The following is a 25,292-nucleotide window of genomic DNA, read 5'->3' on the forward strand; positions in this document are numbered from 1 at the left end:
AATGGGTCGGTCGGCGGGTGCGCGGCCGGGGGCGGCGCTCCTGGCACCGCCCCCGGCCGTACCCGTCGTGCGGCTCTCTCAGGCCTGCTGCTCGGCCGGCTTCTCGCCCTCGGCGGGGGCGGCGGCCTGCTCCTCGGCGGGGGCCGGGGTCTCGGCGGCGGCCGGGGCCTCGGGCGCCTCCTCGGCGGCCGGGGCCTCGGACGTCGTCCCCTTGGCCTCGGCGGCCTTCTGGGCGTCGCCCTCGAGCAGCTCGCGCTCCCACTCGGCGAGCGGCTCGCCCGCGGTCTTCTCGCCCTTGCCCTCGCCGGCGCCGCCGGAGCGGGCGATGAGGCCCTCGGCGACCGCGTCCGCGATCACCCGGGTGAGGAGGGTGACGGAGCGGATCGCGTCGTCGTTGCCCGGGATCTTGTAGTCGACCTCGTCCGGGTCACAGTTGGTGTCCAGGATCGCGACGACCGGGATGTTGAGCTTGCGCGCCTCACCGACGGCGATGTGCTCCTTCTTGGTGTCCACGATCCAGACGGCGCTGGGCACCTTCTGCATGTCGCGGATACCGCCGAGCGTCTTCTCCAGCTTGGCCTTCTCGCGGGAGAGGACCAGCAGCTCCTTCTTGGTGAGGCCGGAGGCGGCCACGTCCTCGAAGTCGATCTGCTCGAGTTCCTTCAGACGCTGAAGGCGCTTGTGGACGGTCGAGAAGTTGGTCAGCATGCCGCCGAGCCAGCGCTGGTTCACGTAGGGCATGCCCACGCGTGTGGCCTGCTCGGCGATGGCCTCCTGGGCCTGCTTCTTGGTGCCGACGAACATGACGGAGCCGCCGTGGGCGACGGTCTCCTTGACGAACTCGTAGGCGCGGTCGATGTACGACAGCGACTGGAGCAGGTCGATGATGTAGATGCCATTGCGCTCGGTGAAGATGAAGCGCTTCATCTTCGGGTTCCAGCGGCGGGTCTGGTGCCCGAAGTGGACGCCGCTCTCCAGCAGCTCCCGCATCGTGACGACGGCCATGGCCGTATCTCCTCGGGGTACTCGGTTGTACGCGGTGGCCGGACGGCCGCCGCTCCTGACGCCCCGGCGCGCTGTGCCTGCGAAGTACCGGCCTGGGGACGGTGTCTTCGAGGACCGAGGTGCGCGGCCACCGGTGAGGGTGGCGGGGCGTGCGAAGTCGATCCGGTGACCCGGATCGCACCAGAAGTGTACGGGACCGGGGAACCGGCAGGCGACACGCACGGTGCCGGCGGCGGCCGTACGGGCCCCGCCCGGTGGCGGGCCGCCGCAAGCCGCCGGGCGGGGTGGGCGGAACGGCCCGTCGGGTGACGGACTTGTCCACAACCGGCCGGTAGTCCACAGTTTCCGGCCCGGATCCCCGCCTCGTCCCCTCCTCCGGTCACTCTGTGCCCGTGAACCGCCGACTCCTCGCCCTGCTGCTGTGCTGTCCGTCGTTTCTCGTCCCGGTCGCCGCCCCGGCCCGGGCCGCCCCGGGGGACGGCCCGGACGGTGGCCGGCCACCCGCCGCCCGGGTCCGGCCGGTGCCGGGGGCGGTGGAGCACGGCTGGAAGCCGCCGCCCGCGCGGTGGGCGGCCGGTCACCGCGGTGTGGACCTGGCGGCCCGGCCGGGGGATCCGGTGCGGGCGGTGGCGCCGGGGCGGATCTCGTTCGCCGGGACGGTCGCCGGGCGCGGGGTGGTCTCGGTGGAGCTGACGGGTACGGGCGTCCCGCCGCTGCGCACCACGTACGAGCCGGTCAGGGCCCGGGTCCGGGAGGGCGACCGGGTCGCGGCGGGGGATGTGGTGGGGGTGCTGGAGGCGGGCGGTTCCCACTGCCCGGCCGGGTGCCTGCACTGGGGGCTGCGCCGCGGCGAGGTCTATCTGGACCCGCTCTCCCTGCTGGGGCCGGGCCGCTCCCGGTTGCTTCCGGTGCTGGGCGTTCCGCTTCCGCGCGGGCCGGAGCCGGGGAGCGGCCCGGTGGACACGGTGCGGTCGGCGCCGGTGGCAGCCACCGGGAGGCCGGCCGCGGAGGAGGCCGCCGCGGGAGCCGTGGCGCTGGTCCTGACGGCGGCCGCGGTCTGGGCCCACCGCCGCCATGTCCGGTCACGCACCGGACGGGCGGCCGGGTAGCCGGGGCCGTCCGGTGCGCGGACCGAAGGCGGCGCGGTGACGCGGTGGGCGGAACCCGGCGCCCCGGGCGCGAGGACCGTACGTCGGCGGGAGGGGGTGGGGGTGGGGAGGGGGGAGGGGGGTCACCCCCCGACGCCGTGAAGCGCCATGGCCACGGCGGCCTGTGCGATCTTCTCCGGATCCTCCGCGGCCCCCAGTTCGATACGGCGGACCGCCGCGTCCACGACACCCTGCAGCAGGGTGGCCGTCAGCCGGGGCTCGTCGTGGCCAAGAGCCCCGAGGGCGTCCACGACCATGGTGATCAGCCCGCCGTGGGCGGCGCGGATCTTCTCCCGGGCGCCTGTGTCCAGCTCGCCGGCCGAGATGGCGACGACGGCCCGGTGACGGCGGTCTCCGGCCAGGGCCAGCTGTCGCCGCACGTATGCCTCGACCTTCGCCTCGGGGGTGCCGGCCCGCTCCATGGCGCTCTCCACCTCGGCCGCCCAGACGGGGAAGTCGACGGCGCACAGTTCCTCGACGACGGCGGCGCGGGAGCGGAAGTACTCGTAGACGGAGGAGCGTGCCAGCCCCGTGCGTGCGGCCAGGGCGGGGAAGGTCAGCGCCTCCGTGCCGCCCTCGGACAGCAGGGACCGTGCCGCCTCCAGCAGGGCGTCGCGCTGCATCGTACGGTGTTCGGCCACCGAGGCCGCTCGAATCCTGGGCACGTGTCCCACTGTAGGGAGGACGGCGCCGGTTCAGCGACCCACATCGGCAAGCTTGGTCCTCAGCTGCAGTACCGACTTGGTGTGGATCTGGCTGACCCGGCTCTCGGTGACTCCGAGCACCTGCCCGATCTCGGCGAGGGTGAGCCCCTCGTAGTAGTAGAGGATCACCACGGTCTTCTCCCGCTCCGGCAGGGTGTTGACCGCGCGGGCCAGCAGCCGCCGCAGCTCACGGTCCTCGGCGACCTCGACGGGATTGTCGGCGGCGGTGTCCTCCAGGGTGTCCACGAGGCGGTCCCCGCCGTCACCACCGGCGTGGAGCACCTCCTCCAGGGCGACCATGTTGGTCAGGGGCAGCTGGCTGAAGATGCCGTGGAGCTCCTCCAGGGGGATGCCCATCTCATCCGCGACCTCGGCCTCCGACGGGGTGCGCCGCAGCGTGGCCTCCAGGGCGGCATGGGCCCTCTCGAACGCCCGGGCCTTCTGCCGCACGGAGCGGGGAATCCAGTCCAGCGCCCGCAGTTCGTCGATCATGGCTCCGCGGATGCGGGTGATGGCGTATGTCTCGAACTTGATCGAGCGGTCCGGGTCGAACTTCTCGATGGCGTCGATCAGGCCGAAGACCCCGGAGGAGACGAAGTCCGCCTGCTCCACGTTGGCGGGCAGACCGACGCTGACCCGCCCGGCCACGTATTTGACCAGGGGCGAGTAGTGGAGGATCAGTTGTTCCCGCAGCCGCTCGTCACCCGTGCACTTGTACGACCGCCACAGTTCGTCGAGCGATCTGGGCGGGGCAGGGCGTGCAGCGGCGTCGGCTGCAATCGGTTCTGCCGTGGCCATGCGGTCGGGCCCGGAGGTGTGGTGGGGCATGCGTCGTCTTGAGCCGTTCTGCCGTGGTCTGTGCGCTGACGCTGGTGGGACCGGTGGGACCGGAATCCTTGGGAGCGTAGCGTGACTGGGGCATCGCTCAGTGCGAGGAGCGGTCGATCAGATATACGCAGATACGTTCCGCTGGCCGCACCCCGGGGTTACCCCGGAGGTCGGGCCGGGGCGGCCGCGCGGCGCGGGGCGGACCGCTCGGTGCGCCCGCCCGCCGTCCTTTCACCCGATCGCCCCGGGGCGGGAATCGCGCCGTCACCTGTTGGGGTGCTGGTTCGTGTAGCGCGCCGGCCGCCAGCGGCCGCCGTCGTGTTCGACGAAACCGAGCGACCGGAGTTCCCGGAGACGGGCGAGTGCCCGGTCCTCCGTGAGGGCGGCGGCCCGTGCCGCCGCGGCGGTGTCGAACCCGCCGCCGGCGGGCAGCCCCTCCAGAACGCGCGCCGCCTCCGGTGTCAGCAGGTCACGCGGCAGTATCGGCCCGCGCCGTTCGGGGGCGAGTTCCCCGATACTGCCGACCAGTTCGATGATCTCGGCCGCGTCGGTGACGACGAGGCCCTCCCCGCGCAGAAGCTGGTGGACGCCCGCGGACAGTCCGCTGGTCACCGGCCCGGGCACTCCCATGGTGACCCTGCCGAGCGAGATCGCCCGCCGGGCGGTCACCAGCGAGCCGCTGCGCAACTCCGCCTCCACCACGACGGTGCCGCGGGTGAGGGCCGCGATCACCCGGTTGCGCAGTACGAACCGGCTGCGGGTCGGGTGGTCGCCGGGCGGCAGTTCGGCCACCAGCAGTCCCTGCTCCCCGATGCGCCGGATCAGTGCCCTGTTGCCCGGCGGATAGGCGACGTCGACTCCGCACGCCAGGACACCGACGGTCGTCCCCTCCACCGCGAGGCTGCCGTTGTGGGCGGCGGCATCCACGCCGTAAGCCGCGCCGGAGACCACTGTCCAGCCGCGTACGGCCAGGCTGGAGCCGAGCGCCGCCGCGACGTGGGAGCCGTAGTCCGTGCAGGCCCGGGCACCCACGAGGGCGACGGAGCGCAGTGCCCACAACCGCAGTGAGGCCCGTCCTCTCACCCACAGCCCGACGGGACGGCCGTCTCCCAGATCGTCCAGCTGGCTCGGCCACTCGGCGTCCCCGGGGCAGACGAAGCGCCCGCCCAGTTCGGCGACGGCCGCCAGATCGGCCTCGGGGGCGAGGCCGCGGGCGCGCTGCCGCAACCCGGCCCAGCGGGCCGGGGAGGCGCCGGGCAGCGGGGGGCCGGAGCAGAGGGCCCGGAGGGTCTCCACGGCCCCGTACCGGTCGATCCATCTGTTCATCGCCTCGTCACCCGGCTCCCCGACCCTGGTGAGCGCCGCTCTGGCCGTGCGCTCCTCCTGGCCGGTCATGCCCGGCCGCCGGTGAGTGCCGTGCCGCGACGCACACCGGTGCGCAGCTCCAGCGCGCCGTCCACGTCTTCGGCGGTGGGCCTGCCGTGTCCGGCGAGGTCGGCCAGTGTCCAGGCGACCCGCAGGACGCGGTCCAGGCCGCGTGCGGTGAGCAGTCCGCACTCCATGTCCTCCTCGGCCCGGCCCAGCGCGCCGGGCGTTGCCGGCCATCTGGTCCGCAGTTCGTGTCCGGGAACCTCGCTGTTGGTGTGCCAGGGTGTGCCGGCGTACCGGGCGGCGGCACGTTCCCGGGCGGCGCGTACGCGTGCCGCCACGGTGGCGGTGGTCTCGGAGGCGGTGCCGGGGGTGACCAGCTCGGAGCGGGTGACGGGCTCGACGGTGACTCTCAGGTCGACGCGGTCCAGCAGCGGGCCGGAGAGGCGTGCGCGGTAGCGCCTGACCGAGGAGGGCCGGCACTCGCAGCCGCCGCTCCGGGAGCCGTGCCGGCCGCAGGGACACGGATTGGCGGCGAGGACGAGCAGGAAGCGGGCGGGCATGCGCATCATGCCCTGCGCCCGGGCCACCACGACCTGCCCGGATTCCAGTGGCTGGCGCAGCGCGTCGAGCACCCGGGCGCTGCACTCGGCCGCCTCGTCCAGGAAGAGCACCCCGTGGTGGGCGAGGGAGACGGCTCCCGGCCGGGGCAGCCCGGTGCCGCCGCCGACGAGGGAGGCCATGGTGGCCGAGTGGTGGGGCGCGCAGTAGGGGGGCCGTTCGACCAGCGGCTGCCCGGGCGGCAGCACTCCCGCCACGGAGTGGACGGCGCTGACCTCCAGTGCCTCCTGGGGGGTGAGCGGCGGCAGCAGTCCGGGGAGCCGCTCGGCGAGCATGGTCTTGCCCGCGCCGGGCGGGCCCTTGAGGAAGATGTGGTGGCGTCCCGCGGAGGCGACCTCCAGGGCACGCCGGGCCGCGGTCTGGCCGGCGACCTCGCACAGGTCGACGGCGCGCTCGCCGCCGATTCCCGTGATTCCTCCCCCGGCTCCGGGGACGGTGAGTCCGGCGAGCATCGCGGCCGTGGTGCCGTCCTCGGCCGGGTCCTCGTCGGGGACGGGCTCATCGGTCAGGACGGCGACGAGCTGCCGCAGGGAGCGGACGCCGAGAACGGAGACGCCGGGGACCAGGGCGGCCTCGGCGGCGGTCTGCTCGGCGACGACGACCTGCCGGTATCCGGCGTCGGCGGCGGCCAGGACGGCGGGCAGGACACCGCGGACCGGCCGGACGCGGCCGTCGAGTCCCAGTTCGCCGATCATGACCAGCTCGGTGAGCTCGCGGGGGTCGATCCGCTCCGCGGCGCCGAGGACGGCGCAGGCCACGGCCAGGTCGAAACCGCTGCCGCTCTTGGGCACCGAGGCGGGGCTGAGTCCCACGGTGAGTTTCTTCTGCGGCCAGTCGATGCCGGAGTTGACGACGGCGGCCCGGACCCGGTCGCGGCTCTCGACCAGGCTCTTGTCGGGCAGTCCCACCAGGGTGAAGGTGGCCACTCCCGGTTCGAGGTCGGCCTGGACCTCGACGACCACGCCCTCGACGCCGACGAGCGCGACCGAGCAGGTGCGGGCGAACCCCATGTCAGGCCACCCCCCGGAGGTGCTCCACCCGGGGCGCGCCGCGCTCGGGCAGGACGATGCCGACGAGGTCGATGCGGACTCCGCCGGTGGGCGGGCGGCCGTACCGGGCGATCCAGCGTTCGGTGAGCCAGTGGGAGGCGAGCCTGCGCAGTCGTTCGGCCTTGCGCGGGGTGATGGCCGCCGCCGGGTGCCCGTAGGGACCGGCTCTGCGGGTCTTGACCTCGCAGACGACGAGTGCGTCGGCGTCCCGGGCGACGATGTCGATCTCGCCGTCCCGGCAGCGCCAGTTGCGTTCCAGGACGGCCATGCCGGCCTGGCGCAACCGCCTGGCGGCCAGGTCCTCGCCGTAGCGTCCGAGTGCGTCTCTGCAGTTCATCGGTACCACCTCCGGGTCCGACTCTGACGGCTGCGGAGGCGGTCGGCCGATCATGGTCCGTTTCTGTGGACGGCAGGCCGGTTGTGGATATCTCGCTCACTCGTGCGGGTGAGGCCCGGGGTGGCCGCGCACGCGGAGCCCACCGCTCCCGGCTCCTCCCGGGGCCGGTCCGGGCCGGGCCCCGGGCTCACCGCTTGAAGCCGGAGTCCTCGGGCAGGTCGAGATCGCTCTTGTTGAGCTCCTCGATGTTCACGTCCTTGAAGGTGAGCACTCTGACCTGCTTGACGAAGCGGGCCGGGCGGTACATGTCCCACACCCAGGCGTCGGCCATCGAGACCTCGAAGAACACCTCGCCCTGGACGGAGTGCACCTGCATCTCGTAGTCGTTGGTGAGGTAGAAACGCCGTTCGGTCTCGATCACGTACTTGAACAGGCCGACGACGTCCCGGTACTCCCGGTAGAGCTTCAGCTCCATCTCGGTCTCGTACTTCTCCAGGTCCTCGGCGCTCATGACGTGTTCCCCTTCAGGCGTGCGTCCCCCCATTGTGCGCCAGGCTTCTGCGCCGTTCGCGGAGCGCGGCGAGGGGGTCGTACGCTGCGCCGCCGAGGATAAGCGCGGCTCCGGCCGCGATCGCCGCCAGGAGGGGCCCCAGCGGGCCGGGCCGGGAGATCCCGCCGGGGAGGTCCGCGAAGCTTCCGGGGCGGTCCACCATGCCCGCGCCGGACAGCGGCCACACGGTGGCGTCGACCCGGCCGGTCACCGCGTCCCGGTCCACCGAGCCGCTGTTGGCGTCCTGCAGATGTGTCCGGGAGTCGAGCGACTCGGAGCGGTGGTCGCCGAGGAGGAAGAGCCGGCCCTCGGGCACGGTCGTCTCGAAGGCGGTGAGGGAGGCCCGGTCCTGCCCCCGCACGTACGGCTCGTCGACCGGCGTGCCGTTGACGGTCAGTCTTCCCCGGTCGTCGCAGCACTCGACGGTGTCGCCGCCGACGCCGACGACCCGCTTGGTCACCGGCAGCCCACCCCACACCGAGTCCCGGAAGACGACTATGTCACCGCGTCTGACCTGGTCGCCGTCGATGCGCTGGGCCAGCACCCGGTCCCCGGCGTCCACCGTGGGAGCCATGGAGCCGGTCGGCACGGTGTAGGGCCGGTAGAGAACGGCCGCCCAGACGAAACCGCCGAGAAAGAGCACGCAGCCGGTGGCCGTGGCCACCGACGACAGGACGTGGCCCAGCCGGCCGCGGCCTCCTCCGGTACGTCCCGCTCTGCTCACTGCGCGCTCTCCGGAAGGTCTGGTTCCACCGATGGCCTGGCCGCACCCTACCTCCGGGGAGGCCCGCCGGTCAGCCCGCGTCCCGTCGGGCCGTTCCCCCGGGAGCGCCGCCCGCTCCCGGTGCCCGCAGCCGCCGGCGCAGCAGCACGAGCGGCACCGCGCCCGCCAGCCCCAGGGCGGCCGGTGCCATGGCCAGGCCCTGCTTCTCGAAGGTGTCCGGCACCGGCAGGGTGCCCCAGCGGTCGATCGGCCATGCCCTGACGACGGCCCGTCCCACGACCTCGTCCACGGGAACCGTCCCCTGGCCGGGGAGTTCCTGGTGGAATCGGGAGTCCAGGGAGTTCTGACGGTTGTCGCCCATCACCCACAGCCGCCCCTCGGGGACCTCGACCGGACCGAAGCCCTCACTGCCGCACGGGGTGCTCCCGGGGTAGATGTAGGACTCCTCGTCCAGGGCCTTGCCGTTGACCGTGACCGGGCCGTTCTTCTCGCAGGCCACGGTGTCGCCGCCGACCGCGATGACCCGTTTGATCAGGTCCTGCTCCTCCGCGGAGGGCAGCAGGCCGATGAAACTCATGAATTCCTGGAAGGCGGCGCCGATCCCGCCGGAGTCGTCCGGCGCCTCGTCCAGCCAGCCCCCCGGATCGCCGAAGACGACGACCTCGCCGCGTTCGGGTTCGGCCCCGAACCAGGGGGTCAGTTTGTCCACCAGGACCCGGTCGCCGCGCTGCAGGGTGTTCTGCATCGAGTCGGAGGGGATGGAGAACGCCTGGATCAGGAAAGTCTTGATCAGCAGCGCCAGGATCAGTGCGATTCCGACCAGCAGGGGGAGTTCCTTCAGGAAGGAGCGCTGTTTCTTGCGTGTCACCCTCTCCCCGCCGTCCGGGCTCCCGTCGTCCGGATTCCCGCCGTCCGGGCTCTCGCTGTCCGGTTCGGCGGCCGACTTCTCACCCTGCTCCTCGTGCGCCTTGTCGGTCCGCCGCCTGTCCGGCCCGTCCGCGTCGGAGCGCGCTCCGATCGCCACGTCCCCCACATCCACTCCTCACACTGCTCGTACGGTGCCGTCGCCCGCGCCTCAGCCGCCGCAGGCCCACAACACCCATAACGAGCGGGAGTTCCACAGGGCTCGGGAACTGCACCATGTCATTGTCGCCGCCCGCGGCCGCCGAGGCGGGCTCGCCGCGCGGATCCGGTACCGACGCGTAGGTCTCGGGCTCCTCCAGTCGCCGCCAGTGGGAGTACGGCCAGGCGATCACCACGGCCTTGCCCACCACGAGGTCCTCCGGAATGGTTCCCTTCCCCGGTTCCTCCAGGTGGTAACGGGAGTCTGCGGAGTTGGCCCGGTGGTCGCCCATCACGAAGATCCGGTTCTGGGGGACCCGCACCTCGAAGGTCATCTGTGAGGGGGCGTTCCCGGGGTGGAGGTACGGCTCGTTCAGCGGTGTGCCGTTGACCGTCACCCGGCCGTCCTCGTCACAGCACCTGACGGTGTCGCCGCCCACCGCGATGACCCGCTTGATCAGGTCCTGCTCGTCGTCCGAGGGCAGCAGGCCGATGAACGTCAGCAGCTGCCTGCCCTGCTTGATCCCCACCGGGTCGTTCCGGTCCGGCTTGTCCTCGGGCGGCAGCCAGCCGCCGGGGTCCTTGAAGACGACCACGTCGCCGCGTTCGGGGCGGGCGCCGAACCAGGGGGTCAGTTTGTCCACCAGGACCCGGTCGTCGATCCGGATCGTCTGCTCCATCGAACCGGAGGGGATGACGAACGCCTGGACCAGGAAGGTCTTGAGGACCAGGGCGATGAGCAGCGCCACACCCACCAGGATGGGTATCTCCTTGGTCACCGACAGCCGGCGCCGGCGCCTGATCCGCCGGGCCGCGCGCCGCCGGTCCGCCCGTCCCTCGCCGGGGCCGCGCAGCGTCGTCCGGGACTCCTGGTACGTGTACGCGTACGCGCCGCCCGCCCGGCCGCCGCCCCGGGGCCGCCCTCGTCTACCCATGGCGGCCCCGCAGGGAGGTCCAGCGGCCGGCCGGCCAGACGATCCGGTCGGCCCGGCCGATCACCCGGTCCACCGGCACGGTGCCGCCGCCGGGGCTGCCCAGGTGGTCCCGCGAGTCCCGGGAGCGGGAGCGGCGGTCGCCCATCACCCACAGCCGCCCCTCGGGGACCTCGATGTCGAACGGCACGGCCGAGGGCCGGTCGTCGGGATGCAGGTATGTCTCGTCCACCGGTTGGCCGTTCACCTCGATCCTTCCCCGCGCGTCGCAGCACCTGACCCTGTCCCCGCCGACTCCGACGATCCGTTTGACGTAGTCGGTGCCGTCCCGCGTTCCCCGGTCGAAGGAACCCGCGCCGTCGAACACCACAACGTCCCCGCGCCGCGGATGGTTGCCGAAACGGTAGGCCAGCTTGTTCACCAGTACACGGTCGCCGACTTCGAGCGTGTTCCCCATGGAGTCGCTGGAGATGCGGAAGGGTTCCGCCACGAACGCCTCGGCCGCCGGCAGGGCCAGGAGCACCGCGGCGACCGCCGCCCCCGCCATACGCACGGAGCGCGACCGGCGTTCCCGCCCCGTGCGAGGGGTGGGAACGCGGTCGCGCTCCGTGGGCTGTGCGTCGGTGTCCATCGAGCCGAGAGCCTAACCCGACGGCCCGGTGCTCCGCGGCGAAGGCGGTACGGACCCGGCGTCGCGGGCCGTCCCGCGGCCCCGGCCGCGGATCAGCGCTCGCGCTTCTCCTTGATCTTCGCGGCCTTGCCGCGCAGCTCGCGCAGGTAGTACAGCTTGGCGCGGCGGACGTCACCGCGGGTGACGACCTCGATCTTCTCGACGACCGGGGTGTGCACCGGGAAGGTGCGCTCCACACCGACGCCGAAGCTGACCTTGCGGACGGTGAAGGTCTCGCGGATGCCCGCGCCCTGGCGGCGGATGACGACGCCCTTGAACTGCTGCACTCGGGAGCGGTTGCCCTCGATGACGCGCACGTGGACGTTGACGGTGTCGCCCGGGCGGAAGGCCGGGATGTCGCTGCGCAGCGAGGCGGCGTCGACGCTGTCGAGCAGGTGCATGACGGTCTGCTTTCCTCGCCGATGCCACAGGTCATCGGCGGAACGATTCGTTGGGTGGTCCTGGCGGCCCCGGTGCCGGGCCGGCGTCGGTCCCCCTGTGGCAGGGTCGCGGGCCGGGCGCGGGGCAGCGGCCTATTCTTCCACGCCTCCGGCGGTGCGCCCAAATCGGCCGTCCGGCAGCTCGGTCCAGCCCAGTTCCGCGAGGAGTTCGCGGTCCTCGGCCTCCAGTGCCGCGGGATCGCAGCGTTCGACGAGGTCCGGCCGGTACCGCGCGGTGCGGCGGAGCGCCTGGTCGCGGCGCCAGCGGGCGATCCGCCCGTGGTGGCCGCTGAGCAGCACCTCCGGGATGCCCCGGCCGCGCCACAGCGGCGGCTTGGTGTAGACGGGCCCCTCCAGGAGGTCGGCCATGGCACCGGGGGCGAAGGAGTCGTCGCGGTGGGACTCGGCGTTGCCCAGGACCCCGGGCAGCAGCCGGGCGACGGCCTCGACCATGACCAGGACGGGGGCCTCTCCCCCGGCCAGCACGTAGTCGCCGATGGACAGCTCGCGCACCCGCAGGCGCTCGCCGTACTCCTCGATGACGCGGCGGTCGATGCCCTCGTAGCGGGCGGGGGTGAAGACCAGCCAGGGTTCGGCCGCCAGCTCGACGGCCGTCCGCTGGGTGAAGGGGCTGCCGCTGGGGGTGGGGACGACGAGGACCGGTTCTCTCCCGTCCTCGTCCGAGGCGAGGATCGTGTCCAGCGCCTCGCCCCATGGTTCGGGCTTCATCACCATGCCGGGACCGCCGCCGTAGGGGGTGTCGTCGACGGTGTTGTGCCGGTCGTGCGTCCAGTGCCGCAGGTCGTGGACGCGTACGTCGAGCACGCCGCGGGCGCGCGCCTTGCCGACGAGGGAGACGTTCAGCGGCTCCAGGTACTCGGGGAAGATCGTGACGATGTCCAGCCTCACCGGGCCGTGCCCCCGTCGCCGCCGCCGTCGTCGTCACCGTCACCGTCGTCACCGGAAACCCGCGGGGTCCGGCCCGCGGTCTCGGCCCGGTCGTCCAGCAGGCCCGGCGGGGGATCGACCACCGCCCGCTGCGCCGCCAGGTCGACCTCCGGCACGATCTCTCCGACGAAGGGGATCAGCGCCTCGCCGCCGTCCGTCCTGCGCACCACCAGCAGGTCCTGGTACGGCAGGTGGGCGATCTCCTCGATCCGCCCGACGGCCGTCCCGTCCCGGGTGACGACCTCGAGGTCGATCAGCTGGTGGTCGTAGTACTCGTCGGGGTCCTCGGGACTCTCCTCCGGATCCACCTCGGCGATCAGCAGGGTGTTCCGCAGCGCCTCGGCGGCCGTGCGGTCCCGCACCCCCTCGAAGCGCAGGAGCAGCCGCCCGCTGTGGACGCGGCCGTCGGCGACGGTCAGCGGGCCCGCGGAGGCCGGGTCGGTGGCCAGGACGGCGCCGGGGGCGAGCCGTACCTCGGGCTCGTCCGTGCGCACCTCCACCGTGACCTCGCCCCTGATGCCGTGTGCGCGGCCGACGCGCGCGACTACCAGCTGCACTGCTCACAAACTCCAGATGGTCCGGTCACCGGCACGGGCCGGGGGCGGTGGGATGCCGCCCCCGGCCCGTGCCGGTGTCTCGTGCTGTCTGCCGCCGTCCCCGGCGGACCCGGTCAGCGGATCTGGTCCGCGTCGACGAGGTCGACGCGGACACCCCGGCCGCCGAGAGCGCCCACGACGGTGCGAAGCGCGCGTGCCGTCCGGCCGTTGCGGCCGATGACCTTGCCGAGGTCGTCGGGGTGCACCCGGACCTCCAGCACACGTCCGCGGCGCAGGTTGCGGGAGGCGACCTCCACCTCGTCGGGGTGATCGACGATGCCCTTCACCAGATGGTCGAGGGCTTCTTCCAGCATGGTCACGCCTCGGTCGACCCGGCGGCGCCGGCCTCGGCCCCGTCCGTCTTCTTGTCGGCCTTGTCGGCCTTCTTGGCCTTCGGGGTGATGGCCTCACCCGCGGGCTCGTCCGCCGACTCCTTGGCGGCGGCCTCGAAGACGGCGCGCTTGTCGGCCTTGGGCTCGGGGACCTTCATCGGCTCCGGGGCCGGCAGACCCTTGAACTTCTGCCAGTCGCCGGTGACCTTCAGGATGGCCAGCACCGGCTCGGTCGGCTGCGCACCGACACCCAGCCAGTACTGGACGCGCTCCGAGTCGACCTCGATGCGCGAGGGGTTCTGCACCGGGTGGTACAGACCGATCTCCTCGATGGCCCGGCCGTCGCGACGGGTACGGGAGTCGGCGACGATGATGCGGTAGTGAGGCGAACGGATCTTGCCCAGTCGCTTCAGCTTGATCTTGACTGCCACGGCTGTGGTGTCTCCTGGTCTCTGACGTGGTGGGACACGGCGGGATGCCACGTGGGGTTGTGGTACCCGGGTGCCCGATGGACGCGTCAGCCGGAGGAGAGAGGGGTCCTGTGCGGCTGCCGAGTACAGCCGCCCATTGTGCCACACCTCGCCGGGGGAACCGGTCTCCCCCCGATTCCCCCGGCTCTCCGGTCGGCCGTGTCCCTTCAACCCACCGCGACCACCTCCGGGATGCGGAACGGCTGTCCGCAGGCCCCGCACATGATCGGCGCCTGCGCCAGCACGGACGGGACGACCCGGACGTTGCGCCCGCAGTCGCAGACCGCCTTGACCCGCACTCCTCCCCCCGAGGAGCCGTGCCGCGCGGCGGGCCCGCGGAAGGTGTGCGAGGTGTCGGTGGCGGTGGCGGCGCTGTGGGCGCGCAGGGCCCGCTGCAGCCGCTCGATCGTGGGCCGGTAGCGCTTTCTGGCCTCGGGCGTCATGAAGACCAGCGAGAAGCCGCTGCTGGGGTGTGGTTCTTCGGAGTGCTCCAGCCCCAGCTCCTCGGCGATCGCCAGGAAACGGCGGTTGTGGTAGCGGCCCGCGCGCGAGGTGTCCCGGACGCCGCGGGCGGCGGCGATCCCGTGGACGGCCTCGTGCAGCAGCCGTTCGAAGGAGAGCTCGGCGCCGCAGGCGGACGACGACTCCCCGATCAGCGATTCGGGCGCGGCCAGGTCGGGCAGCTCGGGGTGGTGCCGTTGAATGTCGGCCCACGCGAGCGCCAGTTCGGCGGCAAGAACAGGTGGTGTCGTGCTCACGTCGTACACAACGAGCCGGGGTGTCCCGGTGTTCCGATTCCGGGGCATCCCAAATAATTTGCGCCTACTCGTCAGTTGCCGGTCGTTGTCGCCCCGACAGGGGCGGGTGGGGCCGATCCGGGGAGGACCGGTCCCACCCGCCCCAAGCCGGGACGTACTGACCCGTCAGTACGCTCTTTCCGCGCTCCCGGCCGCGGCCCGGCGGGCCCGCACCACGGGACGGGACCGCGGTTCAGTAGGCGCGGGCGACCACGGCCACCGTGCCCGGAGCGTCGTCGGCCTGCGGCACCGATCCGTCCTCGGCCACCAGGCACCGCACGGTGGCGGCCTGCTCGGCCAGCGCCGCCTCGCCCTCCGGGCCGAGGTCGGCCCACGGGATGCGGGCCCAGTTCCCGGCGGCGGCCGCCTCGGCCGCCTCGGCGGTGGTCCGCACCTCCACGGTGCGGGACTCGCGGCGCTCACGGGACTGGCGCAGCAGCAGCGCATGGTCCTCCTCCAGCAGTCCGGGGCACAGCCCGGGCAGCGCGTCGAGCGCCACCGGCTCCTTGCCTCCGGCGATACGGCGGACCAGCATCGCGGTGCCGTTCTCCAGGTCGCGCGGGCCGATCTCGACGCGCAGCGGCACGCCCTTGAGCTCCCAGTCCACCGCGCGGCGGCCGAAGGGGGTGTCGGTGCGGTCGTCCACCTTCACCCGGACCCCGGCGGCGGCCAGCTTCTCGCCGGTCTCGCGGACCTTGGCCAGCACCGCGTCGTCGCCCTTGATCGCCAGGACGACGGCCTGGACGGGCGCCAGCCGCGGCGGGACGCGCAGACCGCTGTCGTCGCCGTGCGTCATGATCAGGCCGCCGACCATCCGGGTGGAGGTGCCCCAGGAGGTCTGCCAGACCAGTTCCCGCTCGCCGTCCTTCGACAGGTAGCGGGTGTCGAAGGCCTTGGCGAAGTTCTGTCCCAGTTCGTGGCTGGTGCCCATCTGGAGCGCCTTGCCGTCGCCCATCATGCCCTCCAGGGTGAGGGTGTTGATGGCGCCCGCGAAGCGCTCCCGGGGGGTCTTGCGGCCCAGGACGACGTCCATGGCCAGGACGTTCACCATGAAGTCGGCGTAGACCTCCCGGTGGATCCGGGCGGCGTAGTCGCGCGCGTCCTCGTAGGTGGCGTGGGCGGTGTGCCCCTCCTGCCACAGGAACTCACTCGTTCGCAGGAAGACACGCGGACGCATTTCCCAGCGCACCACGTTGGCCCACTGGTTGATCAGCAGGGGCAGGTCCCGGTAGCTCTGCACCCACTTGGAGAAGTAGTCGTTGATGATCGTCTCGGAGGTCGGCCGGACGACCACCGGCTCCTCCAGCTCCTTGCCGCCGCCGTGCGTGACCACGGCCAGTTCGGGGGCGAAGCCCTCGACGTGCTCGGCCTCCCTGGTCAGGTAGGACTGCGGGATGAACAGGGGAAAGTAGGCGTTGTCGGCGCCCGCGGCCTTGATCCGGGCGTCCATCTCCCGCTGCATCCGCTCCCAGAGCCCGTACCCGTACGGCCGGATGACCATGGTGCCGCGCACCGGTCCGTTGTCGGCCAGTTCGGCCTTGCTGATCACGTCCTGGTACCAGCGCGGGAAGTCGTCCGCCCGGGGGGTGAGTACGGGAGCCTTTGCCATGTCGCGCATGTTACGGCGCCCTGCTGCGGATGCGTGAATCAGGTTGTCGGGAGAACGTAGGAGTGCGCTCGGCGGACGCGGATGTGAACACTCCGGTCCGCCCTCTGGACTCGGGGACAGAAGCGCAGTTCCCTGGCATTCGGGGACTTTGGACCTCTCGGGGGACGAGACGGCGGCCGGGTATCCGGCGATCCTTCCACGGAATGGGGATGTTGCGATGGCACCCACGCTCGCACAGCGGCACCTCCCGCGGCCCGCCCGGGACTGGGCGGAGATTCAGGAACGGATGCTGGTTCCGCTCTACGAGGCGGTCTACGAGCGGTTCGAGGTCGGACGGCACGCGCACGTCCTGGGCCTGGGCTGCGGTTCGGGGCTGGCGCTGGTGCTGGCCGCCGCCCGCGGCGCGACCGTCACGGGGACGGACAGCGACGAGGCCCGCCTGGAACTGGCCCGGCAGCGGCTGCTGCCGGAGCCGCAGTGGGGTGCGCGGCACTGGGCCGCGCGGGTGCTGCCGAGCGAGCCGGACGGCGGGCCGGACGCCGCCGCCCTGCGCGAGGGGCCGCCGCCGACCCTGGTGACCGCCTTCGACGCCCTGCCCGACGCCGCCGTGCTCACCCGGGTGGCCCAGGTGACCGGGCGGGGCACTCCGGTGGTGCTGGCGGGCTGGGGGCCGGTCGAGCGCTGTGCCGCCGCCCCCGCGCTGCGGGTGGCCGAGCGGCTGGCCGAACCGCGGCTCCCGGTGGGCCGGTGCTGGCGGCCGGGCGGCCGGGACGATCTGGAGGACCTGGCCCGGCGGGCCGGCCTGCGGCTGGACGGCTCGGGGCGGGTGGCGTGCCCCTTCGGGTACGCCGACCTGGAGAGCGCGGTGCGGGGTCTGGTCTCCACGGGGCTGTACGACGCGGCCGTCCGGGCGACGGACGAGGGGCAGGTCACCAAGGAGCTGACGGAGGCGCTGCGTCCCCATGTGCGCCCCGACGGCACGGTGTGGATGCAGAACCTGTTCCGCTACGTGGTCGCCATGACGTGACGGTGCCGCCCGCTCCCGGCCCGGCCGGCGCGGCACTGCGCCCCGGCCGGGCCGGGACGGCGGTGCGCGCCCGCCGGTCCGGCCGGGGGCGGCGGCCGGGTCACTTCCGGGTCACTTCGGGGGCAGCAGGTCCCGGAACTCCTGGGGCAGCTCGAAGTCCTCCGCGTCCGCTCCCGCGCCGGGCAGCCCGAAGGCGCCGCCCTGGCCCGCGGCGCGGCGCTCGGCGAGAGCCTGCTCCTCGGCCCTGCGCTTCATCGGGTTGCCCGAGCGCTGCTTGCCCTTGCCCTTCTTCTGCTGCTTGCCCTTCTTCCGGCTGCCGCCGCCCGCCCCGGGCATGCCCGGCATTCCGGGCATCCCCGGCATGCCGCCGCCCTGGGCCATCTTCGACATCATCTTGCGGGCCTCGAAGAAGCGCTCCACGAGGTTCTTCACCGCGCTGACGTCCACGCCCGAACCGCGGGCGATACGGGCCCGCCGCGAGCCGTTGATGATCGTGGGATCGGTGCGCTCGGCCGGGGTCATCGACTTGATGATCGCGGCGGTACGGTCCACGTCGCGCTCGTCGATGCTGTTGATCTGCTCCCGGATCTGCCCCATGCCGGGCATCATCCCTAGCAGTTTGGAGAGGGAGCCCATCTTGCGGACCTGCTCCATCTGGGCCAGGAAGTCGTCGAGGGTGAACTCCTTGGGCCCCTTCGCCAGCTTCTCGGCCATCTTCTCGGCCTCTTGCCGGCTGAAGGTCTGCTCGGCCTTCTCGATGAGGCTGAGGACGTCGCCCATGCCCAGGATGCGGGACGCCATGCGGTCCGGGTGGAACGCGTCGAAGTCGTCCAGCTTCTCGCCGTTGGAGGCGAACATGATCTGGCGTCCGGTGACGTGCGCGACCGACAGGGCCGCGCCGCCGCGGGCGTCGCCGTCGAGCTTGGAGAGCACCACACCGTCGAAGCCGACGCCGTCGCGGAACGCCTCGGCGGTGTTGACCGCGTCCTGGCCGATCATGGCGTCCACGACGAAGAGGGTCTCGTGGGGGCGGACCGCGTCGCGGATGTCGGCGGCCTGCCGCATCATCTCCTCGTCGATGCCCAGCCGGCCGGCGGTGTCGACGATGACCACGTCGTACTGCTTGGTACGGGCGTGGTCGATGGAGTCGCGGGCGACCTTGACCGGGTCACCGGTGCCGTTGCCCGGCTCGGGCGCGTAGATCCCGACGCCCGCGCGCTCGGCGACGACGGTGAGCTGGTTGACGGCGTTGGGGCGCTGCAGGTCGCAGGCGACCAGCAGCGGGGTGTGGCCCTGGGTCTTGAGCCAGCGGCCCAGCTTGCCCGCCAGGGTGGTCTTGCCCGCGCCCTGCAGGCCGGCCAGCATGATCACCGTCGGCGGGTTCTTGGCGAACCGCAGCCGGCGGGTTTCGCCGCCGAGGATGCCGACGAGTTCCTCGTTGACGATCTTGACGACCTGCTGGGCGGGGTTCAGCGCCTTGGAGACCTCGGCGCCGAGGGCGCGCTCCTTGACCTGCTTGATGAAGGCCCGCACCACGGGCAGCGCGACATCCGCCTCCAGCAGGGCGATGCGGATCTCGCGCGCCGTGGCGTCGATGTCCGCCTCGCTCAGCCGGCCCTTGCCCCTGAGGTTCTTGAACGTCGCCGTGAGGCGATCGGAGAGAGTGTCGAACACGTCGGTCGCGGATCCTTCGCGTTGGCGGCGGTGGCGGTCGACCTCCAAGAGTATCCGCCCGCCGCCGCCGCGGTCAGCCGCCCAGGGTCCGCTCCAGGTCCCGGGCGAGCCCGGCGGCCTCCTCCTCCGGCAGCGGGGTGCCGTCGGGCCCGGTGACGTAGAAGGCGTCCACCGCGTTGGCGCCGAGTGTGCTGACGTGCGCGCTGCGCACGGCGACACCCGCGTCCTCCAGTGCCCGCCCGATGCGGTAGAGCAGGCCGGGGGCGTCCTGGGCGCGCACCTCCAGCACGGTGGCCAGCCGCGATCCCGCCGGGGCGACCGTCACCCGCGGCGGCGGGGCCCCGGCGCCGCGGCGGTGGCGGGGCGTGCCGCGGTAGGCCCGCTCCCGCTCGGCGAGCCGGGCGGGAATGTCGAGGGAGCCGTCCAGGGCGCGTACCAGGTCGGCGCGGAGCCGGGCGGCCTGCGGCAGCGAACCGTACTCGGCGGCGACCCGCCAGCTGAGCAGCAGGACGGCACCCGCGCCGGACGGGCCCGTGCCGGGCGGGACCACGGCACGCAGGTCGGCGGTGCGCACGGTGAGCCGGTGCAGGGCCAGGACGCCGGCGGCGGCGGGCAGGACACCGGGCTGGTCGGGCAGGGCGATGAGGAGTTCGACGCCGACCGGTTCCGGGTCCGTCTCCGGGACCGCGTCCACGGCTGCGTCCGCGGAGCCGGTGCCGGGGGACGCCGGCTCGGTCCGGGTGCGCAGGGACAGCACCGGGCCGCCGGTGCGCCGGGCCTCGGCGGCCAGCCGTTCGGCCTCGGCGGTGGGTCGGAAGGCGTCCCGCTCCGGGCCGCCGTCCTCGCCCGCCAGCACCGCGCCGACCCGTTCGACCAGGTCGGACACCAGCCCCGCGCGCCATGCCGACCAGGCGGCGGGACCGGTGGCCCGCGCGTCGGCCTCGGTGAGGGCGTGGAGCAGTTCCAGGGTGCCCGCGCCGCGGACGGCCCCGGCCACCGCGGCCACGGTCGCCGGGTCGTCCAGATCGCGCCGGGTGGCGGTCTCGACCAGCAGCAGATGGTGGCGCACCAGGGTGGCGAGGGTGTCGGCGTCCTCGGCGCCGAAGCCCATCCGGGCGGCCATGTCGCGGGCGATGGTCTCGCCGGTGACGCTGTGGTCGCCGGGCCAGCCCTTGCCGATGTCGTGCAGCAGCGCTCCGGCCAGCAGCAGGTCGGGGCGTTTGACCCGGCGCAGGTGGGCACGGGCCCGCACCACTGTCTCGATCAGATGGCGGTCCACCGTCCAGCGGTGCACGGCGTTGCGCTGCGGGCGGCAGCGCACCCGCTCCCAGTCCGGCAGCAGCGCGGTGACCAGGCCCTCGGCCTCCAGCGCCTCCCACACCCCGATCAGGGGCTCGCCGGCGCCGAGCAGCGTGACGAACGCCTCACGGGCCTCGGCGGGCCAGGGCACCGGCAGCGGCGGTACGTCGGCGGCCATCCTCCGCACCGCCGGCCGGGCCAGCGGCAGCCCGGCCTGGGCCGCGGCCGCCGCGGCGCGCAGCGTCAGGACGGGGTCGCGTCCGGGGCGGGCGGTGCGGGCGAGCACCACCTCGCCGTCCTGCTCGACGACGTTCTCGGCGAGCGGGGTGCGCGGACCGGGACGGGCGGCGGGGCGGGCGCGCGAGCGCAGCACCCGGCCGACCTCGCGCCAGGTGACGTCACCGGCGTAGGAGATCACCCGGGCGGCCTCGTACACCCGGCGCAGCAGGGCGTCCGCGTCGGGCAGCGCGAGGTCTTCGGCGATCTGGTCCTGCTCCTGCAGGGCCAGCCGGTCGGTGGCGCGGCCGGTGGCCAGCTGGAGGGCGTCGCGGATGTCGAGCAGGGTGCGGCGGGCCTCGTCCAGCCCTTCACGGGGGGCGTCGGCCAGCCAGGAGGCGGCCACCGCGCGCAGGGCGGTGGCGTCGCGCAGGCCGCCGCGGGCCTCCTTCAGATCGGGTTCGAGGAGGAAGCGCAACTCGCCGTGGCGCCGGGCGCGCTCCTCGAGCGTCTCGCGCAGTTCGGCCAGCCGCCGGGGCGCGTCGGCGCGCCACCGGGCGAGCAGTTCGGTGCGCAGGCCGGCGGTGAGTTCCGCGTCGCCGGCGACATGCCGGGCGTCCAGCAGTCCGAGCTGCACCCTGAGGTCCTCGGCGGCGGCCCGCCGGGTCTCCTCGGGGGTGCGCACCGAGTGGTCCAGGGCGATGCCCAGATCCCACACGGGGTACCAGAGACGGTCGGCGAGGGCGGTGATCTCGCCGGGGTCCCGTCCGGTGTGCACCAGCAGCAGGTCGAGGTCGCTGCGCGGGGAGAGCTCCCCGCGGCCGTAGCCGCCGACGGCGACGAGGGCGACTCCCCGCCCCGGGTCGCCGAGCAGCCCGGCGAGCCAGTCGTCGGTCAGCTCCGCGAGGGCCCTGCGGCGCGGCGGCCCGGGCCGCCCCTCCCCGGTGAGGAGGCGCAGCCGGGCCGCCGCGTAGGTGCCGGGCTCCGCCCCGGTCCCCCCGGTTCCGCCGGCGGGGCCGGCGGAGTCCGGGGAGACCGGCGGGGGTGCCGTGCTCATGTGGCTCCCCGCTCCGTCACAGGGCGTCCGGACCGCGTTCGCCGGTCCGGACCCGCACCGCGGTGTCCACCGGCACGCTCCAGACCTTGCCGTCGCCGATCTTCCCGGTGCGGGCGGCCTTGACGACCACGTCGACGAGCTGCTCGGCGTCGTCGTCCTCGACGAGGACCTCGATGCGGATCTTGGGGACCAGGTCGACGGTGTACTCCGCGCCCCGGTACACCTCGGTGTGACCGCGCTGCCGGCCGTAGCCGCTGGCCTCGGTGACGGTGAGGCCCTGGACGCCGAACGCCTGCAGTGCCTCCTTCACCTCGTCGAGACGGTGCGGCTTGATGACTGCGGTGATGAGCTTCACGCGTCCACCTTCTTTCCGGGCTCCCCGGACGAGGGAGCCGTCACGCTGTCGGTCTGGCTGCCGGTGGCCCCGGCCGTGCCGCGGGAGCCGGGCGCACCGCCCACCGCGCTGAAGTCGTAGGCGGTCTCGGCGTGGTACGCCTGGTCCAGACCGGCGGTCTCGTCGTCCTCACCGGCGCGGAAGCCGATGGTGACGTCGATCAGCTTGGCCAGGATCCAGGAGACCACGAAGGAGAAGGCCATGACCGAGAAGGCGCCGACGGCCTGCTTGCCGAACTGCTCCACGCCGCCCACGCCGTCGATGGCCAGGAAGCCGACCAGCAGGGTGCCGACGACACCGCCGACCAGGTGAACGCCGACGACGTCCAGGGAGTCGTCGTAGCCGAGCTTGTACTTCAGGCTGACCGCCCAGGAGCAGACCAGGCCGGCGACCAGGCCGATGGCGATCGCGCCGACGGCGTTGACGTGCGCGCCGGCGGGGGTGATGGCGACCAGGCCGGCGATGGCGCCGGAGGCCGCGCCCAGGGTGGTGAAGGCGCCGTGCCGGACGCGCTCGTAGATCAGCCAGCCCAGGATGGCGGCGGCGGTGGCCACCTGCGTGTTCAGTGCCATGGTGGCGCTGGTGCCGTTGGCGGCCAGCGCGGAGCCGGCGTTGAAGCCGAACCAGCCGAACCACAGCAGGGCGGCGCCCAGGACCACCAGGGGGAGGCTGTGGGGGCGCATCGGCTCCTTCTTGAACCCGATGCGCTTGCCCACCACCAGGACGGCGGCCAGCGCGCCGACACCGGCGTTGATGTGGACGGCCGTGCCGCCGGCGAAGTCGATGACCTCCAGCTCGAACAGCCAGCCGCCCTCGGCCCAGACCCAGTGGGCGACGGGGAAGTAGACGACCGTGGCCCACAGGGCGATGAACACCGCCCAGGCGCTGAACTTCACCCGGTCGGCCAGCGCACCGCTCATCAGGGCGGGTGTCAGGACGGCGAACATGAGCTGGAAGACGATGAAGGCGAAGACCGGGATGCCCTCGTCACCGCCGGTGAGCGTCTCGACGCCGATGCCCTTCAGACCGGCGAACTCGAAGTTGCCGATCACACCTCCGGTGTCGGTGCCGAAGGCGAGCGAGTATCCGTAGAGCACCCACAGGACGCTCACGATGCCCAGCGAGATGAAGGACATCATGAGCATGTTGAGGGCGCTCTTGACCCGCACCATGCCGCCGTAGAACAGCGCCAGGCCGGGTGTCATCAACATGACCAGCGCAGCGCTGATCAGTACAAAAGCGGTATCCGCGCCGTTCAATGTGGGCGCCTCCTCGCGTCGCGACCCGTGGGGGCGGATCTGGGGATCAGGATGCGCCACAGATTCGCGAAGCCCCGTTTCCTCCGATGCCGTGCGGTGTTTCGCGACCGTGACGAAGGCACGTGTCGTGTTACGGCCGGATGAACGCGCCCCCTGGCCGGAACCGTTCGGCCGGTCTTCCCGCTCCGGCCGGTTCCCGGCCCCACCACGCCGAACGGCCGTGACGGCCGCCCCGCGCACCTGGTTCGCGCGGGGCGGCCGTCACGGCCGTATAACAACCGGGAATCGGCCCGGAGACGACGGGCCGGACGGCCGGATCGGACGGCCGGGTCAGACCGCGAGGGCGACCTCGCCGCCCTCCGGCAGTTCGCCGGCGAGCCGCTCGGTCAGCTCGGCGACCTCGGCGACATGCCCGAACTCACGGGCCGCGCCGGCCACGGTCTTGCGGATGCGGTTGTTGACCCGCTCCGAGCGGAGCCGCTTGGCCACCTCCAGCGCCTGCCCGGCCAGGGCGGCGCACTGCTCGGGCTCCCGCTGCAGCAGGTGGACGGTGGCCATCCCCGTGAGGTTGAGCGCGTACGACCGCTGGTGGCCGCCGCCGTCCTCGCCGCACTCCCGGCCGAACAGTTCCACCGCCTTCCCCATGGCGGGCTGCGCGAGCGAGGTGTACGCCGGGCTGCGGCCCGCCACATAGGCGAGGTCGCGGTAGGAGTGGGCGTTCTCGGCGTGCAGTTCGGCCTCGGAGAAGAACGTGATCCAGCCCGGGTCGGTGTCGTCCCGTCCGGCGTCGGAGAAGGCGTCCTCGGCCATCCGTACCGCCCGGTGGCACTTGTCGGGCTTGCCCAGGTTCGCGTACGCACGCGCCTCCATCGCGTACAGCATGGCCTGGGTGCGGGGCGTGGCCCCGGCCCGGCCGCCGTACTGCGCGAGGTGGATCAGCTCCAGCGCGTCCTCGGGCCGGCCCAGATGGATCATCTGGCGGCTCATGTTGGACAGCACGTACGAGCCCAGCGGCCGGTCACCGGCCTCCTTGGCCGCGTGCAGGGCGAGGACGAAGTACTTCTGGGCGGTCGGCTGGAGCCCGATGTCGTAGCTCATCCAGCCGGCCAGCTCCGACAGTTCGGCGGTGACCCGGAACAGCCGCCGCCGCACCGGCTCGGGGTGGGAGTCCTGGAGCAGGTCGGTGACCTCGTGGAGCTGTCCCACGACGGCCTTGCGCCGCAGCCCTCCGCCGCACTGGGCGTCCCACTCGCGGAACATCACGACGGTCTGCTCCAGCAGCTCCAGCTCCGGGCCGGACAGCCGGGACGTGCGGCGCGTACCCCGGTCGGCCGCCGGCGGGGCGGCGTCCGGCCCGCCCGGCGCGGGCACCAGCCAGCGCTGCATCGGCTCGATCAGGGCCGGGCCGGCGGCCATCACCAGGGAGGTGCCGAGGAAGCCGCGGCGGGCCAGCATCAGGTCGCTGCGGGAGAACTCACCGATCATCTCCACCGTCTGCGGCCCCGTCCAGGGCAGGTCGACGCCGTCGGCGGAGGCGGTCCGGCGGCAGGCGCGCAGCCCCAGGTCCTCGGCGGAGACCACACAGCCGAAGCGCTCGGAGAACAGCTCGGAGAGGATGCGCGGGATCGGCTCGCGGGGCTGCTCGCCGTCCAGCCAGCGGCGCACCCGGGAGGTGTCGGTGCTGACGTGGTGCGCGCCCAGCCGGCGTGCGCGGCGGTTCACCTGCCGGGCCAGCTCCCCCTTGGACCAGCCGCTGCGCACGAACCACGAGGCCAGCAGCTCGTTCGGGCGCTTGCCGGCGGCACCGCCGCTGCTGTCGTTGCCGCTCACTGGAAAGCCCCCATTCCGACCCGTGCGCGGTCCGCCGGACCGGGCCGCGCGCCGTGGAGCGGGCATGCGGGCGGTACGGGTACGCGCCGGGCGTCTTCCGTGTGGTTCCGTCCTTGCGTGAACCGAAAGTAATCCTACGATCACTGATCCGGCGAGTGAAATTGCAAAACCGCCACCATTCGCCACCCCTTCGGGTGAACCGCAACCCCGGCTCCCCGGGGTTCACTGGGGCGTGGAGAGGAGTACGACCGCCGAAGGGACCGTACGGCCGGCACCGGAGCCGTCACACCGCGTACCGGCACACCGCCGTTTCGGGACCGACCGCGCACAGGACCCGTTGGAGGGG

Annotated in this window: 25 protein-coding genes; 2 read left to right on the forward strand and 23 right to left on the reverse strand. The window is 73.1% G+C overall.

What is annotated here, in order from left to right; all coding sequences use genetic code 11:
- Positions 1 to 78: 78 nt before the first annotated feature.
- The gene (rpsB, locus tag V1L54_RS20930) at positions 79 to 1,005 is read right to left on the reverse strand and encodes a 30S ribosomal protein S2 (protein WP_330119603.1); all 927 of its coding nucleotides are present in this window, start codon (positions 1,003 to 1,005) and stop codon (positions 79 to 81) included.
- Between the two features lie 392 nt (positions 1,006 to 1,397).
- Here rpsB and V1L54_RS20935 point away from each other — a divergent pair, with 392 nt between their 5' ends.
- The gene (locus V1L54_RS20935; RefSeq protein ID WP_443076724.1) at positions 1,398 to 2,114 is read left to right on the forward strand and encodes a murein hydrolase activator EnvC family protein; all 717 of its coding nucleotides are present in this window, start codon (positions 1,398 to 1,400) and stop codon (positions 2,112 to 2,114) included.
- Positions 2,115 to 2,236: 122 nt separating this feature from the next.
- On the opposite strand, the gene V1L54_RS20940 is transcribed toward V1L54_RS20935, so the two are convergent.
- From V1L54_RS20940 to proS, 17 genes are all read right to left on the reverse strand, one after another.
- Positions 2,237 to 2,794, reverse strand: a complete 558-nt coding sequence (locus V1L54_RS20940) for a TetR/AcrR family transcriptional regulator (protein WP_330119649.1) — start codon at positions 2,792 to 2,794, stop codon at positions 2,237 to 2,239.
- 54 nt (positions 2,795 to 2,848) lie between these two features.
- Positions 2,849 to 3,685, reverse strand: coding sequence for an RNA polymerase sigma factor WhiG (gene whiG, locus V1L54_RS20945; RefSeq protein ID WP_330119604.1), 837 nt, complete (start codon positions 3,683 to 3,685; stop codon positions 2,849 to 2,851).
- Positions 3,686 to 3,949: 264 nt separating this feature from the next.
- A complete protein-coding gene (dprA, locus tag V1L54_RS20950; RefSeq protein WP_330119605.1) occupies positions 3,950 to 5,080 on the reverse strand; it encodes a DNA-processing protein DprA in 1,131 nt (376 codons plus the stop codon).
- Positions 5,077 to 6,684, reverse strand: coding sequence for a YifB family Mg chelatase-like AAA ATPase (locus V1L54_RS20955; RefSeq protein ID WP_330119606.1), 1,608 nt, complete (start codon positions 6,682 to 6,684; stop codon positions 5,077 to 5,079). Before V1L54_RS20955 ends, dprA begins: the two co-directional genes overlap by 4 nt.
- Before the next feature lies 1 nt (position 6,685).
- Positions 6,686 to 7,060: a YraN family protein gene (locus V1L54_RS20960; RefSeq protein ID WP_330119607.1), complete on the reverse strand. Its 375-nt coding sequence runs from the start codon at positions 7,058 to 7,060 to the stop codon at positions 6,686 to 6,688.
- A 187-nt stretch (positions 7,061 to 7,247) separates the two neighbouring features.
- A complete protein-coding gene (locus V1L54_RS20965; protein ID WP_100201074.1) occupies positions 7,248 to 7,571 on the reverse strand; it encodes a DUF2469 domain-containing protein in 324 nt (107 codons plus the stop codon).
- Between the two features lie 13 nt (positions 7,572 to 7,584).
- Positions 7,585 to 8,334 (reverse strand): signal peptidase I, encoded by a 750-nt coding sequence (gene lepB, locus V1L54_RS20970; RefSeq protein WP_330119608.1) that lies wholly within the window; start codon positions 8,332 to 8,334, stop codon positions 7,585 to 7,587.
- A 70-nt stretch (positions 8,335 to 8,404) separates the two neighbouring features.
- A complete protein-coding gene (lepB, locus tag V1L54_RS20975) occupies positions 8,405 to 9,358 on the reverse strand; it encodes a signal peptidase I (RefSeq protein ID WP_330119609.1) in 954 nt (317 codons plus the stop codon).
- On the reverse strand, positions 9,282 to 10,331 hold the full coding sequence (lepB, locus tag V1L54_RS20980) for a signal peptidase I (RefSeq protein ID WP_330119610.1): 1,050 nt from the start codon (positions 10,329 to 10,331) through the stop codon (positions 9,282 to 9,284). The genes lepB (V1L54_RS20975) and lepB (V1L54_RS20980) overlap by 77 nt, the downstream gene beginning before the upstream one ends.
- A complete protein-coding gene (gene lepB, locus V1L54_RS20985; protein ID WP_330119611.1) occupies positions 10,324 to 10,959 on the reverse strand; it encodes a signal peptidase I in 636 nt (211 codons plus the stop codon). The genes lepB (V1L54_RS20980) and lepB (V1L54_RS20985) overlap by 8 nt, the downstream gene beginning before the upstream one ends.
- A gap of 92 nt (positions 10,960 to 11,051) precedes the next feature.
- Positions 11,052 to 11,399 carry a 50S ribosomal protein L19 gene (gene rplS, locus V1L54_RS20990; RefSeq protein WP_330119612.1) on the reverse strand — a complete coding sequence of 116 codons (348 nt, stop codon included), beginning with the start codon at positions 11,397 to 11,399 and terminating at the stop codon, positions 11,052 to 11,054.
- Positions 11,400 to 11,531: 132 nt separating this feature from the next.
- Positions 11,532 to 12,347, reverse strand: coding sequence for a tRNA (guanosine(37)-N1)-methyltransferase TrmD (gene trmD / locus V1L54_RS20995; RefSeq protein WP_330119613.1), 816 nt, complete (start codon positions 12,345 to 12,347; stop codon positions 11,532 to 11,534).
- Positions 12,344 to 12,943, reverse strand: coding sequence for a ribosome maturation factor RimM (gene rimM / locus V1L54_RS21000; protein ID WP_330119614.1), 600 nt, complete (start codon positions 12,941 to 12,943; stop codon positions 12,344 to 12,346). Before rimM ends, trmD begins: the two co-directional genes overlap by 4 nt.
- A gap of 113 nt (positions 12,944 to 13,056) precedes the next feature.
- On the reverse strand, positions 13,057 to 13,296 hold the full coding sequence (locus V1L54_RS21005; protein WP_330119615.1) for an RNA-binding protein: 240 nt from the start codon (positions 13,294 to 13,296) through the stop codon (positions 13,057 to 13,059).
- A gap of 2 nt (positions 13,297 to 13,298) precedes the next feature.
- Entirely contained in the window at positions 13,299 to 13,745 is a 447-nt protein-coding gene (gene rpsP, locus V1L54_RS21010; RefSeq protein ID WP_330119616.1) for a 30S ribosomal protein S16, read from the reverse strand.
- Positions 13,746 to 13,951: 206 nt separating this feature from the next.
- On the reverse strand, positions 13,952 to 14,542 hold the full coding sequence (locus V1L54_RS21015; protein WP_330119617.1) for a hypothetical protein: 591 nt from the start codon (positions 14,540 to 14,542) through the stop codon (positions 13,952 to 13,954).
- Positions 14,543 to 14,774: 232 nt separating this feature from the next.
- Positions 14,775 to 16,190 carry a proline--tRNA ligase gene (gene proS / locus V1L54_RS21020; RefSeq protein ID WP_330119618.1) on the reverse strand — a complete coding sequence of 472 codons (1,416 nt, stop codon included), beginning with the start codon at positions 16,188 to 16,190 and terminating at the stop codon, positions 14,775 to 14,777.
- Between the two features lie 217 nt (positions 16,191 to 16,407).
- On the opposite strand from proS, the gene V1L54_RS21025 reads away from it, so the two are divergent.
- Complete coding sequence (locus tag V1L54_RS21025; RefSeq protein WP_100201084.1) at positions 16,408 to 17,217, forward strand: class I SAM-dependent methyltransferase; 810 nt, start codon at positions 16,408 to 16,410, stop codon at positions 17,215 to 17,217.
- Between the two features lie 111 nt (positions 17,218 to 17,328).
- Here V1L54_RS21025 and ffh read toward each other — a convergent pair whose 3' ends face one another.
- The 5 genes from ffh to nsdA form a co-directional block, all read right to left on the reverse strand.
- Positions 17,329 to 18,891: a signal recognition particle protein gene (ffh, locus tag V1L54_RS21030; RefSeq protein WP_330119619.1), complete on the reverse strand. Its 1,563-nt coding sequence runs from the start codon at positions 18,889 to 18,891 to the stop codon at positions 17,329 to 17,331.
- Between the two features lie 73 nt (positions 18,892 to 18,964).
- Positions 18,965 to 21,463: a [protein-PII] uridylyltransferase gene (locus V1L54_RS21035; RefSeq protein ID WP_330119620.1), complete on the reverse strand. Its 2,499-nt coding sequence runs from the start codon at positions 21,461 to 21,463 to the stop codon at positions 18,965 to 18,967.
- Positions 21,464 to 21,479: 16 nt separating this feature from the next.
- Positions 21,480 to 21,818: a P-II family nitrogen regulator gene (locus V1L54_RS21040; protein WP_330119621.1), complete on the reverse strand. Its 339-nt coding sequence runs from the start codon at positions 21,816 to 21,818 to the stop codon at positions 21,480 to 21,482.
- The gene (locus tag V1L54_RS21045; protein ID WP_330119622.1) at positions 21,815 to 23,116 is read right to left on the reverse strand and encodes an ammonium transporter; all 1,302 of its coding nucleotides are present in this window, start codon (positions 23,114 to 23,116) and stop codon (positions 21,815 to 21,817) included. The genes V1L54_RS21040 and V1L54_RS21045 overlap by 4 nt, the downstream gene beginning before the upstream one ends.
- Positions 23,117 to 23,446: 330 nt before the next feature.
- Positions 23,447 to 24,946, reverse strand: a complete 1,500-nt coding sequence (nsdA, locus tag V1L54_RS21050) for a transcriptional repressor NsdA (protein ID WP_330119623.1) — start codon at positions 24,944 to 24,946, stop codon at positions 23,447 to 23,449.
- Between the last annotated feature and the right edge of the window lie 346 nt (positions 24,947 to 25,292).

It is taken from the genome of Streptomyces rubellus, from assembly GCF_036323805.1.
Classification (GTDB): Bacteria; Actinomycetota; Actinomycetes; order Streptomycetales; family Streptomycetaceae; genus Streptomyces.